This window comes from Pseudogracilibacillus amylolyticus (SeqCode) (genome assembly GCF_051918545.1).
GTDB lineage: Bacteria > Bacillota > Bacilli > Bacillales > Amphibacillaceae > Pseudogracilibacillus.
Genome location: NZ_JBPPZG010000065.1, coordinates 339 through 17,507 on the forward strand (window position 1 = coordinate 339; position 17,169 = coordinate 17,507).

The following is a 17,169-nucleotide window of genomic DNA, read 5'->3' on the forward strand; positions in this document are numbered from 1 at the left end:
GGAAAATACGGCTTTTTTCATAAAATCTTCATTTCACTTCACTGGTAAAATCTCTTTTAAGCCCCTTCCATCATATCCCGTCTACGATAACCAACATAACCAATTACTATCAGCATAAGACTAATACTTGTTAGGATAATAAAAATGGAAGCATCAAAATCCTCCATAGGCATCTGTGGAATCCAGCTTTGAATCGCTGTTTTAAAGAACCATTTAGGTAAGTCTAATATGCCGCCAAAATAATTTAGTAAAAAAGAGTAGGCAAGATACACATAAACTACTTTACCCAGTTTCGGTGCCCAACCGAGGGCTAAAGCTGCAAGACCTGTAAAGAATAAGACGGTTGGTAAAAAATTGTAACCAGCAATAAGGAAATCTATTACATTCATCGTTGAACGATCTCCCATAGCCGCGACAGCCGTTCCGCCAAGACCACCAGCTGCGAATAAAATTCCAATTAGACTTACGGTAATTGCTATACCAATGCTGGTCCAGTAAAGCTTACTGCGGGTCACTTTTGTAGCAAAAAGCTGACTCAAGTGTGAGCGATTTTCTTCAGAAAACAGCTTATTTACAATGGCAATTGGTAAAATCGAAACCAAGCCAATCATGACCATCATAATCGTGCCTGTAAAGGATTCTTCGATGGAAAAACCTGAGTGAGAAAACATTTGCTTCATCATTTCATTACTTTCAAGAAAGGTCTGCATGTCACCATATATCGAACCGTAAGCAGCACCCATCACAACAAAAGCTACCAACCAACTAATGATCGTGCCTTTGTTAATTTTGATAAATAATCCACGGACTGACAATAAAGATTTCTTTGCGCTTTCGCGACCTTCTCTTGTAGGCAAATAACCAGCCCCCATATCACGAGCTCCTTCCAGGGAAAAAGCAATCATCACCATGAGGCCACTGAATATCAAAGCAAAAATAAGTGGAAGCCAATTATTTTCCGTAAAAGGATAGGTTAAATAGGTCCATCCCAATGGATTGATCATTGAGAAGTTCACATTAGCTACATCTGTCCCCGCTCGCACAATATAAAGCAGTCCTATTATTCCAAGAGCTGAAGCCGTTGCGCCAGAAGAAGTTGGCATAATTTGCGCCATAACGAGAGCTATTGCAGCACCAATCATACCAGCCATTCCGACGGATGCCCCGAATAAAAACGCACCTTCTGCAGAAATCGTTTCCGCGCTAAAGCTTATCATTACTACCCCAATCAAAAGTGCTAACAATACATTTATAAAAACGATTTCGATTATTGAAGCAAGAGAATTTGCTTGGCGTCCGATTTGAAAGGAGCGGACAAGCTCAGTAAGACCAAGTTCTTCTTCTTTACGAGTATGACCTATCACGTGTAAAACAGCTAAGATCATCGCAAACAAACTACAAAACAGTAACATTTCATGCGCATACATTGCTCCCAACGTATAATTAGTTGCTGTTTCGATTGGCGTAGGGCCAACCATCGATATCATTGCGGGATTTTGTAAGGTTTCAAACATTCCAAGCAAACCTTGCCCTTTTGCTATTTCTTTAAATGCCGGGACAAAACCAGCCGAAAACAAGCCAAGTCCTAACACCCAAATAATTATTTTTTTCCAATCACGTTTTACATATTGGATAAACAATGTATCCCATCGAGCAAATTTTTCTTTCATCGCATATCATCCTCCTTTCGGGAGTTAGCCTTCATAATGACGCATGAATAGATCATCAAGTGTTGGTGGGACAGCTTCAAATTTTTTGACCCCTAATTTGGTTGCTTGTAATAAAATATCATTCATATGTTGGTTATCAGCAGAGAATGTCGCCTGATTATCTTTTTGTGTAAAATCATGTACCCCATTTACAGTGGCCATTTCAGCAACATCGCCTTCTGTAGCTAACGTTACCGTAGAACGAGTTAAATGCCGTAATTCATCAAGGGTACCAGTCTCCACGATTTCACCTTGGCGGATAATAACTACTTTATCCGCTAACCGTTCCACTTCACTTAAAATATGAGAGGACAACAGAATGGATTTGCCCGATTCTTTGATTTTTTCCACTTCTTCTTGAAAAATATGTTCCATCAAAGGATCAAGTCCAGAAGTTGGTTCATCGAAAATATATAAATCCGAATCAACAGATAATGCTGCAATCAAACCAACCTTTTGGCGATTCCCCTTTGAATAGCCTTTCGCTTTTTTCTTTGGATCCAGCTCAAAGCGTTTAATTAAATAATCGCGTTTTTCCTTGTCACCAGCCCCATGCAACTTTATGAACAAATCAATAATTTCTCCGCCTGTAAGATTTCCCCACAAAGTGACATCCCCGGGTACATAAGAAATGCGTTTATGAATTTCAATGCTATCTTTCCAAACATCCTTCCCGAATATTTCGGCACTGCCAGCATCACGTTTGATAATTCCTAACAACGTACGAATGGTTGTAGATTTACCAGCACCATTCGGACCAATAAATCCAACAACTTCTCCCGCCTCTACCGTGAATGTTACATCACTTAATGCTAGAAACTTGCCAAATCTTTTCTCTAAACCTTGCACTTTTACAACTTGTGTCATACCATGGACACTCCTTATTTTAAAGATTTAGACATCTCTTATTTAGGTAAAAGTCGATGAATAAACATCGACACACTGTTTCGTTAAATCCCCGTTTCCAACACGCTCACCCTTCATACTATTTGTAAAAACTGTCCTTTAGAATTTTAGAATAACTCTCCCATTCTCTTAGATACTGCTCCCCAAATTCGCTTATATTTTTAAACGTATTTATTTGTTTTAGACCTTTTTCCCCGAATCCGAACATCGTCCAATTCAAGATCTCAATCGCTTTCTCGACATCAAGCCCTTCACGGAACTTTGAGTAATCGATCTGATCGTACATTTTTTTCGTACTCTTTTCATAGATAGGATCAACCTTTTGCTTAATAATTTCCTTTACTTCAGCTGATTCCTCTTCTGTGGCGGCGAGCAGGAAATCAAAAACTTGCGGGAATTTTTGTTGAATATGCAATTTTTTCAATCCAATATTTTCAATTCTTTTAAATATATCGGTTTCGTTCAAATCAATTTCTTCCACAATTCCTTCAATAATTTGCGTACTGTACTCGATTAAATAGACATAAAGATCTTTCTTGCTATTAAAATAATTAAATAATGAACCTTTAGAGATGTTCGCTCTTTTTACAATTTCATTTGTTGACGCTCGATCAAAACCACTTTGGACAAATTCCATTATTGCTGCATTAATAATTTCTTGTTGTTTTTCTGTTTGTAAGTTAAGAAACTTAGAGTAAATGGTGAAAATCTCCTTTCTGTCAAATGAGATTGACCATATCGGTCACTCAAAGTATAACTCTAATGACCGTTCTGGTCAATAGATATTATGAAGAAATGTAAGTTTTATTTTAATAAAAAAATTAAAGAGTCCTAGATGGATCAAAATGGACTCTTTTAGAGAAGTTTGTGTGTAATTATTCAAGGGAGATTTATTTTTTAAATTCTTTAAATTCATCAATATAGAAAGCCACATAACCACATTTTGGACATATAGCCGCCTTAGGTTTTGCGGAAACATTATTGAAAATCCCTTGACCCTTTTGGGTAATTTTTATACCGTACATTCCTCTTTCGACATTTACAGAGCAATCTTCTATCATTTCAGTTTGACATTGATTACATACCCTTTTCATTTGAATGCCCCCAATTATTTTATTCAAATTAAATGGTTCAGTATGTTGAAATCTAACATTCCAACCTATCAACGTAATTGTATCAAACCTCATTTCAAGGTTACACTAAAGCAAAAAAAGCTCCCTTAAATTGATATGCTCCCAATCAATGACCAATCTGGGTAATAGATAAGTTTTATTTAGATTAGGAAAATTTGATTATAAATGTAAAGAGCCCATTTTGAAACGAGATGAATCAAAATGGACTCTTTTAGAGAAGTTTCACTTTATATACTTGTATTTTATCGTTATACTCAAGTTATACAGCGTTTAGAAGGGGTATCATCAATGTCTTTAAATAAAAGAAAAACATATCCTTATAGCAATATTGAGATGCTTCCGGGAGATATTTTATATTCTACGGTTGGAAGATCCACTTATTATGTCGGTCATACTGTCATTGTCGGATCTGATTACACGATGAAAGAAGCGATACCGGGAAAACCCTCCGGTCATTCGTTAACTGCCGAACAATTTTGGCATCGGCATCATCCAAGGGATCAAATTACATTACTACGCTCAAAAGCCGGTGCAAATGAAGCTGCGAAATGGGCTACAGATCATCTACACCTTGTAAAAGAGTATACTGTTTTAAATCATAATATTGAGTCGATAGAGAAAAACTATTGTTCTAAATTAATTGTTCAAGCCTATTATTACGGAGCAAATGTGAAGTTAACAAATTACTTAAATCGGTTTATTTCACCGCAATTTTTAAAAAGAACGAAAAGGTTAGAAAAAATTGCAGTATTTATAAAAGCATAAAAGACGTTTACAATGACATATAAAGTCCATTGAATGTGATTAGAAAACTATCTTACAGTCCACCGAACCTTCTTTTGCGTTGTCGATACTCTTCCAGCGCATCTAAAAAATCGTTCTCGGAGAAATCTGGCCACAAAACATCCGTAAACCAGAACTCTGTATAGGCTAGTTGCCAAAGCAGGAAATTACTCAGACGTTTTTCCCCGCCGGTACGAATAAGCAGGTCAGGATCTTGGATATCAGCCGTATACAAATATTTTGAAAGCTGCCGTTCATCCAGTGCATCCAATTCTTCCAGTGATAATTTCGTGTCGTTTAAATCTTTTACCATTGCTTTCATCGCATTCAGAATCTCGTTTCTGCTTCCATAGTTGAGCGCAATATTCAGTTGAAGACCGTCATTGTCACGAGTACGGTCCATTGCATACTGTAGCGTCTCGTGAGTAGAGGCCGGAAGCTCATTCATGTCGCCAATTACTTTAATACGTACATTATTGGATATAAGGTCTGGCAGATAAACATGTAAAAACTCTTTAGGAAGTCTTAATATAAAGTTTACTTCGGACCTTGGACGTTTCCAGTTTTCCGTGGAGAACGTATAAAGTGTCAAAACCTTCACCCCAGATTTAACTGCCGCCTTGACAATTTTAAATACGACAGATACTCCTTCTTTATGTCCAGCAACTCTAGGCAAGCCCCGATTCCTCGCCCAGCGTCCGTTTCCATCCATAATGATAGCTATATGTTCCGGTGTATGACCTTCCAGATATGGTAAGGGTTCGTTCGTTTGTAGTTGGTTTAAAAAAGGGATTTTCATTGATCGTGTTCATCCTCTCTAAAATGTTTTGAAATGAAGGAACAGGTTCATTGTCCAAGCCCTAACAAGAAGCCTACCTGAAACGATGCTCATGTCCCTATTTTCCTTGCCTTAATCTGCTTTAACGTTGCTACGATAAGAAAACTAACGATCACTAATAATACCCATGAGCTCACCTTCCCCAGATGAACAAGACTCCATGCAACGGTTTGGTTTGGATACTGCCAAGCTCCAAAAAACGTTGCGATATTTTCAGCTATCCAAATAAAAAATCCAATCAGAACAAATGAAAGTGCAAGTGGCATCCGGTAGCGAATTCCATTCACCTCGTAAGATACCCACGATTTCCAAAAGACGATAATTACAAGAACGGATAACCAAAAGCGGACGTCTATCCAGTAATGATGAGTGAAAAAATTTAAGTAGATCGCTGTAGCTAGTGGTACAACTGCCAAAAGCGGTGGCCAATTAACGAGCTTAATTTTGAGCCTTCTCCACGCCTGACAAAGATAACTTGCTACACTTGCATACATAAAACCGCTATACAATGGCACTCCAAAAATTTTGGAATACCCTTCCCCTGGGTAAGACCAGGATCCAATATATACCTTGAAAAGTTCAAGCGTAAGACCAATAAGGTGAAATAATGTGATTACCTTTAGTTCATCCCGTGTTTCAAGTCCTGAACGTACCATCCAGACCTGCATCAGAAGAAAGATGATGAGCAGCCAGTCATACCGCGGCAGGAAAGGAAGCGACATAACTTGTGTAATGGCCAATGAAGCAAAAATAACGACAGGAAATAAACAGGATAGTGCCTGCTCCCACCCAAAATGAAAAAGTCCTTTTAGAGCTGTAATCATTTGTTCCTTAAAAGTCTTTTTCTTGGAATCATTTCGAATAGATAAATCCATGAGTAACCCTCTTCCTACTTTATTAATCTTGGATATCTTCATCACTTCTGTATTCTAAAATATCTCCGGGCTGACAATCTAACGCCTTACAAATCGCCTCTAAGGTTGATAAACGAATCGCTTTTGCTTTTCCATTCTTCAATATAGAAAGATTTGCCATCGTGATCCCAACCTTATCCGAAAGTTCCGTCACACTCATTTTTCTTTTAGCCAACATCACATCAATATTGATTATAATTGCCATGTCATTCACCTCAGACCGTTAAATCATTTTCCGATTTTATATCAATCGCTTCTTGTAAAAGTTTTTTGAGAACAGCAGCAAAGACTGCAATTACCATGGAAGCAAAAGTAATAATCAACCCGATTACTATAAGACCTGGTGCGTCATCCCACTCCGCTACGACATAGATGAACGGCAGAGCCACCATATAAAAAACACTAATTAAAATGGCACAGCTTCTTATATTCTTTAAAGCTTTTACAGAAATTTGCGAGAAAGCCTCGTTCTTGTCAATATAACGTAATAGTTTTAACGCTTGATACAATGCAAAATAAAACGGTATCGCCGACACATACATTAAAAGTAAAATGCCCAATACCACATATGTAAACTCTGAACCTTTTCCTGTTTGTGCAAAAGCCTGAATCGCTATCCGCGGCAATCCAAATATGCATAAAGCAAAAATCGGAACTCCAATTAAAATCACAGCTATCCTTAAAAACAATGTAGATCCTAGTTTCATTAAAAACACCTCACTTATTAATTTCAAACTTTATTTTAATACATTATTTATCGTTTTACAATAAATAATTAACCTAATTCAATATTTATTTATTGAAATTGTATTCAACCAAAATAAAAAGCATTCCTCTTTACGAGAAATGCTCATTAAAACATATTCAATAGTTGAAGGAGTATCAGCCTTAAAAATCCACCCTTTAGATTTCTAAGGGTCGTATGTGGCGTGCGAATATGCGTTCTTATTTTTATTGCTATCTATTTAGCTACTATGCTAGAATAGTAGCAACAACTACAAATGTATAGTGGGCGGTTGGCCATCTTCCTTACAGAAGGGAGGTGGTAAAATGACGACTTTCGAAGCATTAAGCTTAGTAGCTCAATTTAGTTTATCCATTGTAGCTTTACTTACATTAATTGTTAGCGTCGTCATTTTCTTAGAAAAAAAGAAGTAACCGCCCCCGATCAATGGTAAGCGATTACTTCTTTAGTAATTAATACATTGGTCAGCCGCTCTTTATGCGGACTGTAGTTGCTGGTACTTGAGCAGTTCCCGCTGCTTGAGTACCTATTTCTAATTATAGTATAAAATGAAATAAATATACTGTCAAATTACTTTTAGACCCTGGGTATTATAAATTGATTACTTCTAACAAAGCTTTAAACATTGCCGATGGACTTTTCTCTAACATGTTCATAGATAAAGTCTTTGTATACTGGCCTTTTGAAATTATAAGTTTATTCCTATCCCGATCTATGCGAATCGTAATTTCTCTAATTTCACCATAATTGGTTACCCCATTCTCAATCCCTACATCTTTTTTCAGGTATAAAGCAACATATTTTGCTTCTTACCAACCTGTTTTCAATACATCTGTGCGGATCAAATAGCACTTCTCATGCAGTTCTCATATATTTTTTTGTACTAACCGAGTCCAACAATAATTTTCTCATCAACCTTCGACTTCCATTCTTCTATCGTTCCTCTTGGTAAAATTCCTTCTTCGTGGATCTCTTGCGGGCTTTTATCGATAAGTCTATCTACCACCCTTTCTACTAGTGATGTGGCATTAGGTAATAAAGGGAGACCTCCAATATTCACTTCATCAATACTTTTATAAAAATGATGCTCGCTATACATATCTTCATCAAACCATGGAAAAAGAACATAGGCCCCAAAAGAAGTCTTTTCATAAGGGCCTTCATATGAAGATACGATTGCATCTCGATATCGATGCTCTAGGGCTCCATTTATTTCTATTAGCTCTACAATTGCCTTATTAATAACATCTTGATGATCTTTATAAGCATCTTTTAAAAACAAGTATTTTAGCGAAAGTTTTTTTGTGAAATCTGTCGCGGATTAATTTCGTCTATTTCTTTTAAAAATCTAATATTACCACTCGATTAAATTCAATCGTATTTGCAAGATCCAATACTTTACTAAATGGATGAGTTGTTATTTTCACTTAGGAATTGATTTCATTTAATTAAAAAATACAGTGAACTTACTAATTTTCTAGAAAGATTACCTGAAATGAGTAGGATAGAAATGCTTTTAATTATAAACGAATCTTTTCCACCTCAATTAGGGGCACGCAAGATGTTCTTGCGTTCTCCACCGTTTGTAGTGGAGGGCAGTCGATTCCTACGGGAAAAGCCGTGTCCACGGAAAGCGTACTGCCTGGAGGCGGAAATAAGCAGTGCAGTAGCGAGGTTAACCGAAAAATTACCCCAAGTTACTGCACAGTCTATGGATTTTGCTTATGAATAACAAATACTTTTGGCAGGATGTTCTAATGATGTATCTCAACTCTTTAAAAGTACATGAGAAAATTGTTTAATTAATGTGCTGCCTTCTTTTTCATCTCACGCCACGCTTTTGGTATATATACACAGTACGGTTCACTTTCCATATAATCGCCAGTAATGTTGTACGCACGGGATCTCGATCCACCACAAACATGACGGAACTCGCAAACACCACATTTTCCTTTATATTTATCAGGATTACGTAAATTTTGGAAAACTTCGGAATCACGATAAATTTCAGCAAGTGGAGTTACACGAACATTGCCTGCTTTTATTGGAAGTAAACCACTCGGATAAACATCTCCAGTATGTGAAATAAACACAAAACCATTTCCATCATTCACTCCACGAGGAGCACGTCCTAGACCATCAATATGAGTAATATCACCTGTTGTTAATGAATCTTCGTAAAAAATATGATCACGATCGCTTTTTCCTTTCTGTTCACGTATTTTATTTTGAATCACAACACGACGATAATGCTGTGCGGCAGTTGTTTTAATATCAAAAGGTGCCCGTTTAGACAATTGATATAGCCAGCGTAATGTTTTTTCATGCTCAGCAGGAGAAATCATATCAGATTCCTTTCCTCTTCCTGTTGGCACCAGGAAAAATACGCTCCATAACACACAGCCGAGACGTTCGACCATCTCTGCCATTTCATCTAAATATGGATAATTATAGCGAGAAATAACAGTATTAATTTGTAAAGGCATTTCAAGTTCGTGTAAGTATGAGATAGCTTTCATCGTTAAATCATATGACCCTGACACCCCGCGAAAATGATCATGTACTTCTGAGTTATGACCATCAATACTAAACGCCCATCTAGCAATACCGACTTCTTTTGCTCGTTCCATTGCCTCTTTTGTAACATTCGGTGTAGCGGACGGTGTCATCGATACACGAACACCTTTTTTAATTGCATATTCTGCTATATCAAACATATCTGGTCGTTCTAACGGGTCGCCACCTGTGAAAACAAGCATTGGATTATTCATCTCATAAATTTGATCGATTAATTTTTTACCTTCCTCAAAATCTAATTCTAGCGGATGACGATGATACTGCGCTTCAGCTCGGCAATGCAGACATTTAAGCTGACAAGCACGTGTTAATTCCCATATAACAATAAACGGGTTTTCATTATAGTCTACTGGAAACATAAGAATCCCTTCCCTTCGATGTAAAAAATGCGCTACTAGAGGCATTAATAAAACCCCTTGATGGAGCATTTTGCCAGTTTTAATTTAAATGTAAAAGATTTCACACGTAAAAATAACTTTTTATCTTTTGCCAATGGCTACTCTCCAAATCTCAGGTCCTTTTTCTAAATACTCCCAACTAAATAAGTCCGTTCTTTCTTGCATAAATTGATAATGAAGTGGACGAGGATCATGGTTATTTTGAAGTTCTAAATACTCTCCTGATTTTAGGTTATCGAATGAATCTAAAATAAACGGATGACGGTGCTTTGCTTCAATCTCAGATGCAATTATTGTTACTTTTAATTCTTTTGCCATTTTAAGCTCCTCCAAAAAGTGATGAATTTTTAAGCCACCGTAAGTATAACCTAGTCTTTTTGGAAAAACTGTGATGTAAATCACAAAGGATAAGTTTCATTATGATTGTTCTAGAATAGAAAAATTGCTTATGATAATATGAACGTAACGAATAAAAAGGATGTTGCCATATGAAAAATGAAGAAATGTTTACTTTTTTAAAACAATTCCCGATTTTTAAAGATTTAAATGAATATGAAATGGAACCAATTGTTGATTTTGCGAGATCAAAAAAGTACGAAAGTGGCACAATCGTATTTATGCAACATGAACCAATTACAGATGTATATTTTATTCAGCGAGGTAAAGTTAAAATTTATAAAACAGACTATGATGGAAAGGAACAAATTGTAAACGTCCTGCAAAAAGACGATATGTTCCCCCATCAAGGTTTTTTTAGGAAAGGAAATTATCCTGCTCATGCAGAAATTTTAGAAGATGCTTTATTAGTTAATATTCCAATTATCTCTTTCGAAAATTTTTTACTAACACATCCGGAAATTAGTATTAAAGTGTTCCGCGTATTAGGAGAAATTATTGTTGATTTACAAAATCGTTTAGAGGAAAAAATTTTATATAATGTTTACGATCAGATCATCTTACTTTTGATGCGTCTTGCGAGGAAAAATGGAGAAATGGTCGATGAGGAGAAATATCGCTTAACAGTCCAATTAACAAATCGTGAATTAGCGAATATGATTGGATCAAGTCGTGAAACATTAAGCCGGACACTTACTCGACTGAAAAAGGAAAGAGTTATTGAAACAGATAAAGCCGGACATCTGATCATTGACTATCCGGCACTAGAAGAGAAGGTTCTCAATTAGGACACCCTCTCTTTTTTATTTTGGCAGATAAGAGCATAAGTGCAACTCATACTCTCGCCAAGCCTTGCACTTGCTCAGCATAAGTGCAACATCACCTGGCTTTCGCCAATCTGAGGAAGGCCGACTAAGAACAGGCTCTCTGCCTAACCGTTGGCATACTCCTGGTGATAAGGGCATGTTTTCTTTAATGATAAGCAAAGTTTTCTAAACTGCTTGTGGAAACAAATTGACATGATGATGGATCACTCTACATATTGTGAATTGACGTTGCCTCAAAAATAGTAAAAATTCAGGGCTTATGGGTTTCGCCGCGGGAGTCTCAAATAAGATTTTCCCGAAATCGCTATATTATAATCGAAATTTATCCGCCACTTACTGGTGGAATAAATGCAACAACGTCTCCGCTAGTAACAATTGCGTCTTCTTTGGAATATTCTTCGTTAACAGCCACCATTGCCTGGTCTAAGATTTCATCCATATCGTATTTGGATAAGTATTGATCTTTTATTTCTTTAACCGAAATATTAGTTGCATCAATTGTCAATTTACTACTACCAACTACATCTTGTAACTGAGCAAAAAATAACAATTCAATCAAAACATATCCTCCTCCTGGGGGAGCTTTTTTTCATACGAGACATTTTCTTTTTGATCCCCTATCCATTTTGTTCCATCTTCCCAATGTTCTTTTTTCCAAATCGGCACAATTTCTTTAATACGCTCTATTGCATAACGTGACGCTTTAAATGCTTCATCGCGATGGGGTGTAGATACTGCTATCGCAACGGCCACATCGGAAATATTTAACCGACCGATCCGATGGGCGATGGATACTTCAGCGCCAGGCCATGTAGACTTGATTTCTTCTCCAATCCGCATAAGCTGTTTGGTTGCCATTGGAATATAAGCATCATACTCTAAAAAAAGTGTCCGTTTTCCGTATGTGAATTCACGTGCAATGCCAATAAACGTACTGATAGCCCCTGCTTCTGGACGAATCACTTTTTCAATGCAATCGCTAACTTGAACTGGCTCATTTGTAATCCAAAATTTTTCCGTCAAAAAACCACCTACCTACACTCAAATTTGCTCTTCCTTAATTTAAAAGATTGATCCAAAACTGAATCAATCTTTAAGTAGTAGTTTTATATCTGCTAGAGAATATTAGTCCGGAATTCCTAGTGCAATTTTTGCGTAACGGGACATTTTATCTTTACCCCAAGGCGGATCCCACACAATATTTACATCTATTTCCTTAATTTCTGGAATATCAGCTAAAGCACGTCTTACATCAGCTTCAATATGTCCAGCTAAAGGACAACCCATTGATGTAAGTGTCATTGTTATTGTGCATAATCCTTCGTCATTTATATCAATATCATAAACGAGCCCCATATTAACGATATCGATACCTAGTTCAGGGTCAATTACGTTTTCTAGTGCGCCCATAATATTTTCTTTTAAGGCTTCATCCATTTTATTACCTCCTTGTTAGGTTCTATCTATATTTAACCATATTTTTTCACATTTTTGAAATAAATCAGCAATTTTATTGATAACTTTCTCATTTAGCATTTTAGCTTATAAAAAGGTTTGAAACCATTTTGCAGTCTCAGTAATGGATGTTTTACTAATATGATGGCTGCGATTTTTTTCAGGCAAAAACTTAATATGATCATTCTTTTTATACAAATGTTCAATTTCCTCATAAAACATCTTACTTAACTTAAAAGGGACCACCTTATCCTCTTCCCCGTGCCAAATGAACAGAGGTCTGCTATGTAACATTTCTGGATCAAGTGAAATATCATATCCCTGTAACATATCAAGCACTTCATCTGCAGTCTCCTGTTTAATGGGTGTTTCATTCTGCTTATTATAATGATCGATCAACATTTTTGCATAATCCGTCATTTTAGCAGTTCCCATTAAAACAACTGCAGCTTTAATCCATGGATATGTTCGCAAAGCTCCATATGTTGTAATGCCTCCCATACTTGTGCCACCGATCCCTATTCGATCAGAATCCGCTAATTTATGTTCCAATAAATACGTTTTAATTTCTTTCAGTTCGTTAATATTTTTCATAACGATATTCCAAAAAGATAATTCTAAATCTGCTTTGACACTCGAATCATGGCGTTCTCCGTGCAAATAACTGTCCGGTAAAATAACTCGTTGACCATTTTGGGCAATTTTATAAGCAATTGTTAAACTGCTTTCTTTTTCTCCAGTAAATCCATGGTAATAAATTACTGTCGGTAAAGCTTTGTTGGCTTTATCTGCTTGAACAACTTCTAAAACCGGAATTGAATTAATTCGTTTGTTCATTATATGTATCATTCGTCAGATCCTTTCCGCACTGATATTACTATCATAAATGAATTGGTATTCATAAGTAAAGAAAGTAAATCTTATCAAAATTTTTAGTAAAAATACATATTTACTTGATCAACTAGAGATATTTCGTAATTTTTGCTACACTACTTGTAACGAGGTGATTATATGAGAAATAAACATATCATTGCAATTGATTTGGACGGGACAGTATTAACAGATGATAAAAAGATTGCTCCCCAAACTAAAGCAATGATCAAAAAGCTTATCGACGATGACCATATCGTTGTTATTGCAACAGGCCGATCAAATCGAATGAGTATTTTTTATTATCATGAACTTGAACTAGTGACCCCATTAATTAACTCAAATGGAGCTTACGTCCATCATCCCCAAGATAAAAGCTGGGGAAAATACCACACTCCTTTAAACCACAAAACGGCTATCGAAATTGTCGAGGCGTGTTATGAATTAAATTCAAAAAATATTATTGCTACTGTACATGATTCCATTTACTTGGATCAATTCGATCAAACGATTATTGATTTTTATGGATCTCAAGATGATGGATTTATTGTTGGTCGCATAAAAGAAAAATTACTTGAAAATCCTACATTAATGATGCTTTATCCCAATGAAAATAATTTGGATATACTTACAAATCATTTAAATGATTTACATGCAGAAGCAATCGATCATTGGAATTGGGGAGCACCATATCATATTATTGAAGTAATGAATAAACAAATGAATAAAGCAGAAGCTTTAAAAAAGATTGCTAATGAATATGGTATCCCAAAAGAAAGAATTATTGCATTTGGTGATGGTGCAAATGATATGGAAATGATCGACTACGCTGGTATTGGTGTTGCAATGGGTAATGCCATTGATGAATTAAAAACAATAGCCAAATATATTACAGATACGAATGAAGAATATGGAGTCGCAAATTTTTTAGCAAATTATTTTGAACTTTCGCATCCAATTAAATCTTAAAAAAGCAAGTTTTACCTTCAATAATCAATTTACTTTATACCATACTATAAGTGAACGTCATAGAGGCGTTCACTTTTGCCCTTTTAATTACTCATTTAACTGTTTTAGATTCTGGAGGGATCTAAGATGAGCGAGCATAAGAAAAAGAAAGAAACCAAAAAGGCAAAATCCACAACGACGTTTTCCGATCCGCCTGTTCATATTCACGAAGAAGAAACGTTAAGACAAGACGTTGAACGAAAACGTGAAGAAATGAAAAATAGTACTATTGGAGGTTTTTAATGATGGCAAATAACCTTTTTGAACAAGCGAAAGAAATGGTGGCTAACCTGACGAATATGAATCAAAACAGTCAAGGTGGTCACGCTCCTAACGCTAGCGACAAAGAAGCTGCCAGAAAAGCAATTCAAGCTGCATACAATGATGCGACCCCTGAACAGAAAAAGCAGCTTGACCAATTCGAACAACAGTTAGATGAGAGAATTAATTTGCACTCGTAAAGAGTTCTGTTTTTAGCCATTCCATCCCCATTATTTGCTAAGAAAATTACGAATTCATTTATAATAATGAAACCGAATTTATACTTTAGCAAAAGTTTAGATGACCATCTTCTATGTGAAGATGGTCTTTTTTTAAAAAATATGGTACATTTGTTGTAAGAATGTAGTTACAGGAGGGATATCATGGGAGTAAGACCTGAAACAACACCTAATCCTAATGCAATAAAATTCACTTCGGATAAAATGATATTTGAAGGCACCAACAGTATTTCTGTGATGCCTGGAGATACAAGTGAGTATGAGATTCTAAATGATTTGATGAAGTTAGATGATGTCGATAATGTTTTTGGTTATCAAAATTTTATAACAGTAAATAAACACTTTGATGCCGAATGGGATAATTTAATAAAGGAAGTATTAGACATTTTTGAAAAACACGGTTATTAATACATACCTTGGAAAAATTAGACGACAAAAATTATGTCGTCTTTTTTTTTGTTGTAAAAAGCTTCTAAAACAGTGGGAAATGCCTGTGAAATTTAATCACGAAGATTTCAATTTTTTCCGGAAAAAACCACGCAGAAGTAAGTTGTACCAATTTCGCCATATTTTTATTATATTTATTTGACGAATTCTGTCCCCTCTTGTAGTGAGTTGTAAAAGATAGGAAAATAAATATATGGCTTATTAGAGGTGATAAACATGCCTAAATATGTAACTCATTGCGCCTTCTTTTTTCTTGCTATAACAGCACTTTCAGGTGTTTGGATGCGTCTTTATGCAATAGCCACACCAACACAAATTGTAGCGTACGACCATATTTTACACGCTCATTCTCATGCAGCTATTTTGGGTTGGACATTTCTAGCCGTATTAATTATCTATTTTAAATTAGCTTGGAAACATGTACAGCAAAAAAAACAGGCAACTATACTGATTATCATAACATTTCTCATAACATTTAGTATGACTATTACATTTATATGGCAAGGTTATGCGCTTTATTCAATCATACTATCAACAGCACATATACTTATTGAGTATTGCGCAATCATTTTTGTCTATCGTTCCCTAAAAAAAGTTCCAGATATACCAGCTGTAAGTAAAACATTTATTAAAGGTGCTTTACTAACTCTTTTTATTTCAAGTATTGGTCCTTGGTCGCTCGGAGCAATTGGATCTCAAGGTTTACAACATTTACCTATATTTGATATGGCTGTTTATTTTTATTTACATTTTCAATATAACGGCTGGCTCTATCTCATTTTGATTGGACTCTTTTTATACTTGCTTGTAAAAAAAGGTATCAGCTTACCGACCAAATTATTGAAAGTTAGTTTCTGGGTTCATATCTTTGCTCTATTCCCAGGTTATTTACTGTCTGTTTTATGGTATGACTTTGGAGTGATAGGCATTGTCTTCGGAGCACTCGGTGCGCTTGGACAATTAGTTGGAGTATTTACGCTTTGTTATGCAATTTTTCAAATTAGATTTGATATTGCGAAAAATTTTAGTAAACGAATTCGACTTCTACTCGGTCTGAGTTTTTTGCTGTTATTATCAAAAACTGTAATGGAATTAGCACTGCTACACCTTCCTTTTGCAAACCTTATTTATGAGACGAGATCAGTCGTAATTGGCTATTTACACTTAACATTACTCGGGTTTATTAGTTTATTAATATTGAGTTTGTTTCAAATGGGACAATTATTGAATGAAAAAAATTCATTTGTACGAATGGGATTAGCGACTTTTATTATAGGATTTACCCTAAATGAAATAATTCTATTTTTATCAGGACTTTTCACATGGCTTGATTTAACGGATTTACCATTTGAAAATGAACTACTTTTATTTGCTTCAATCCTTTTATTTGCAGGTACTCTATTTATATGGAGTAGCGTTTTTAAACAAGAAAATATGCTTGCAATTGAAAAAAGAACATTAAAAAAAGCTACTTAATTTTTACTTGGGAGAGGAACGTGTCGCCTATGGATAATGTTGTGCGCTAACGCTAACGTCGATGATATCTTTCGGGATGTTATTGGCGTTTCGCGTTTCTTCTTGAGCAACTTTCGCCTTGACTGGAGCAACTTCCGCCTTAACTTGAGCAACCTCCACCTTGACTTGAGCAACTTCCGCCTTAACT

At 35.8% G+C, this 17,169-nt stretch carries 23 protein-coding genes; 8 read left to right on the plus strand and 15 right to left on the minus strand.

What is annotated here, in order from left to right; all coding sequences use genetic code 11:
- Window positions 1-56: 56 nt before the first annotated feature.
- The 4 genes from ACPYKA_RS09165 to ACPYKA_RS09180 form a co-directional block, all read right to left on the minus strand.
- Window positions 57-1,670: an ABC transporter permease gene (locus ACPYKA_RS09165; protein WP_479542005.1), complete on the minus strand. Its 1,614-nt coding sequence runs from the start codon at window positions 1,668-1,670 to the stop codon at window positions 57-59.
- 24 nt (window positions 1,671-1,694) lie between these two features.
- The gene (locus ACPYKA_RS09170) at window positions 1,695-2,576 is read right to left on the minus strand and encodes an ABC transporter ATP-binding protein (protein ID WP_479542006.1); all 882 of its coding nucleotides are present in this window, start codon (window positions 2,574-2,576) and stop codon (window positions 1,695-1,697) included.
- A 118-nt stretch (window positions 2,577-2,694) separates the two neighbouring features.
- Window positions 2,695-3,354, minus strand: coding sequence for a TetR/AcrR family transcriptional regulator (locus ACPYKA_RS09175; RefSeq protein ID WP_479542024.1), 660 nt, complete (start codon window positions 3,352-3,354; stop codon window positions 2,695-2,697).
- Between the two features lie 151 nt (window positions 3,355-3,505).
- On the minus strand, window positions 3,506-3,709 hold the full coding sequence (locus tag ACPYKA_RS09180; protein WP_479542007.1) for a hypothetical protein: 204 nt from the start codon (window positions 3,707-3,709) through the stop codon (window positions 3,506-3,508).
- A gap of 327 nt (window positions 3,710-4,036) precedes the next feature.
- Here ACPYKA_RS09180 and ACPYKA_RS09185 point away from each other — a divergent pair, with 327 nt between their 5' ends.
- Window positions 4,037-4,513 (plus strand): hypothetical protein, encoded by a 477-nt coding sequence (locus ACPYKA_RS09185; protein ID WP_479542008.1) that lies wholly within the window; start codon window positions 4,037-4,039, stop codon window positions 4,511-4,513.
- A gap of 52 nt (window positions 4,514-4,565) precedes the next feature.
- On the opposite strand, the gene ACPYKA_RS09190 is transcribed toward ACPYKA_RS09185, so the two are convergent.
- The 4 genes from ACPYKA_RS09190 to ACPYKA_RS09205 form a co-directional block, all read right to left on the minus strand.
- Window positions 4,566-5,330 carry an isoprenyl transferase gene (locus tag ACPYKA_RS09190; protein ID WP_479542009.1) on the minus strand — a complete coding sequence of 255 codons (765 nt, stop codon included), beginning with the start codon at window positions 5,328-5,330 and terminating at the stop codon, window positions 4,566-4,568.
- 89 nt (window positions 5,331-5,419) lie between these two features.
- The gene (locus ACPYKA_RS09195; RefSeq protein WP_479542025.1) at window positions 5,420-6,190 is read right to left on the minus strand and encodes a DUF817 domain-containing protein; all 771 of its coding nucleotides are present in this window, start codon (window positions 6,188-6,190) and stop codon (window positions 5,420-5,422) included.
- A 76-nt stretch (window positions 6,191-6,266) separates the two neighbouring features.
- Entirely contained in the window at window positions 6,267-6,488 is a 222-nt protein-coding gene (locus tag ACPYKA_RS09200) for a helix-turn-helix domain-containing protein (RefSeq protein ID WP_479542010.1), read from the minus strand.
- Between the two features lie 10 nt (window positions 6,489-6,498).
- Entirely contained in the window at window positions 6,499-6,990 is a 492-nt protein-coding gene (locus tag ACPYKA_RS09205; protein ID WP_479542011.1) for a DUF2975 domain-containing protein, read from the minus strand.
- Window positions 6,991-7,333: 343 nt separating this feature from the next.
- On the opposite strand from ACPYKA_RS09205, the gene ACPYKA_RS09210 reads away from it, so the two are divergent.
- Window positions 7,334-7,441: a putative holin-like toxin gene (locus ACPYKA_RS09210; RefSeq protein WP_479542012.1), complete on the plus strand. Its 108-nt coding sequence runs from the start codon at window positions 7,334-7,336 to the stop codon at window positions 7,439-7,441.
- Between the two features lie 470 nt (window positions 7,442-7,911).
- Here the strand turns inward: ACPYKA_RS09210 and ACPYKA_RS09215 are convergent, their stop codons facing one another.
- The 3 genes from ACPYKA_RS09215 to ACPYKA_RS09225 all read right to left on the minus strand — a co-directional run bounded on the left by ACPYKA_RS09215 (window position 7,912) and on the right by ACPYKA_RS09225 (window position 10,321).
- Window positions 7,912-8,310: a nuclease domain-containing protein gene (locus ACPYKA_RS09215; protein ID WP_479542013.1), complete on the minus strand. Its 399-nt coding sequence runs from the start codon at window positions 8,308-8,310 to the stop codon at window positions 7,912-7,914.
- 520 nt (window positions 8,311-8,830) lie between these two features.
- On the minus strand, window positions 8,831-9,964 hold the full coding sequence (locus ACPYKA_RS09220) for a TIGR04053 family radical SAM/SPASM domain-containing protein (RefSeq protein ID WP_479542026.1): 1,134 nt from the start codon (window positions 9,962-9,964) through the stop codon (window positions 8,831-8,833).
- Between the two features lie 120 nt (window positions 9,965-10,084).
- Complete coding sequence (locus tag ACPYKA_RS09225; RefSeq protein WP_479542014.1) at window positions 10,085-10,321, minus strand: DUF2249 domain-containing protein; 237 nt, start codon at window positions 10,319-10,321, stop codon at window positions 10,085-10,087.
- A gap of 170 nt (window positions 10,322-10,491) precedes the next feature.
- On the opposite strand from ACPYKA_RS09225, the gene ACPYKA_RS09230 reads away from it, so the two are divergent.
- Window positions 10,492-11,187, plus strand: a complete 696-nt coding sequence (locus ACPYKA_RS09230) for a Crp/Fnr family transcriptional regulator (RefSeq protein ID WP_479542015.1) — start codon at window positions 10,492-10,494, stop codon at window positions 11,185-11,187.
- A 361-nt stretch (window positions 11,188-11,548) separates the two neighbouring features.
- On the opposite strand, the gene moaD is transcribed toward ACPYKA_RS09230, so the two are convergent.
- The 4 genes from moaD to ACPYKA_RS09250 form a co-directional block, all read right to left on the minus strand.
- Window positions 11,549-11,785 carry a molybdopterin converting factor subunit 1 gene (gene moaD / locus ACPYKA_RS09235; protein ID WP_479542016.1) on the minus strand — a complete coding sequence of 79 codons (237 nt, stop codon included), beginning with the start codon at window positions 11,783-11,785 and terminating at the stop codon, window positions 11,549-11,551.
- Complete coding sequence (locus tag ACPYKA_RS09240; RefSeq protein WP_479542017.1) at window positions 11,782-12,249, minus strand: molybdenum cofactor biosynthesis protein MoaE; 468 nt, start codon at window positions 12,247-12,249, stop codon at window positions 11,782-11,784. The genes moaD and ACPYKA_RS09240 overlap by 4 nt, the downstream gene beginning before the upstream one ends.
- Window positions 12,250-12,351: 102 nt before the next feature.
- Window positions 12,352-12,663 carry a metal-sulfur cluster assembly factor gene (locus tag ACPYKA_RS09245; protein WP_479542018.1) on the minus strand — a complete coding sequence of 104 codons (312 nt, stop codon included), beginning with the start codon at window positions 12,661-12,663 and terminating at the stop codon, window positions 12,352-12,354.
- A 105-nt stretch (window positions 12,664-12,768) separates the two neighbouring features.
- Window positions 12,769-13,518 (minus strand): prolyl oligopeptidase family serine peptidase, encoded by a 750-nt coding sequence (locus ACPYKA_RS09250; RefSeq protein ID WP_479542019.1) that lies wholly within the window; start codon window positions 13,516-13,518, stop codon window positions 12,769-12,771.
- 174 nt (window positions 13,519-13,692) lie between these two features.
- Between ACPYKA_RS09250 and ACPYKA_RS09255 the strand changes: the two genes are divergently transcribed.
- The 5 genes from ACPYKA_RS09255 to ACPYKA_RS09275 all read left to right on the plus strand — a co-directional run bounded on the left by ACPYKA_RS09255 (window position 13,693) and on the right by ACPYKA_RS09275 (window position 16,982).
- Entirely contained in the window at window positions 13,693-14,520 is an 828-nt protein-coding gene (locus ACPYKA_RS09255; RefSeq protein ID WP_479542020.1) for a Cof-type HAD-IIB family hydrolase, read from the plus strand.
- A 126-nt stretch (window positions 14,521-14,646) separates the two neighbouring features.
- The gene (locus ACPYKA_RS09260) at window positions 14,647-14,802 is read left to right on the plus strand and encodes a hypothetical protein (protein ID WP_479542021.1); all 156 of its coding nucleotides are present in this window, start codon (window positions 14,647-14,649) and stop codon (window positions 14,800-14,802) included.
- A complete protein-coding gene (locus tag ACPYKA_RS09265; protein ID WP_479542022.1) occupies window positions 14,802-15,020 on the plus strand; it encodes a DUF3813 domain-containing protein in 219 nt (72 codons plus the stop codon). Before ACPYKA_RS09260 ends, ACPYKA_RS09265 begins: the two co-directional genes overlap by 1 nt.
- A 183-nt stretch (window positions 15,021-15,203) precedes the next feature.
- The gene (locus ACPYKA_RS09270; protein WP_336263811.1) at window positions 15,204-15,467 is read left to right on the plus strand and encodes a NifU N-terminal domain-containing protein; all 264 of its coding nucleotides are present in this window, start codon (window positions 15,204-15,206) and stop codon (window positions 15,465-15,467) included.
- 255 nt (window positions 15,468-15,722) lie between these two features.
- Window positions 15,723-16,982, plus strand: coding sequence for a hypothetical protein (locus tag ACPYKA_RS09275; protein WP_479542023.1), 1,260 nt, complete (start codon window positions 15,723-15,725; stop codon window positions 16,980-16,982).
- Window positions 16,983-17,169: the final 187 nt, after the last annotated feature.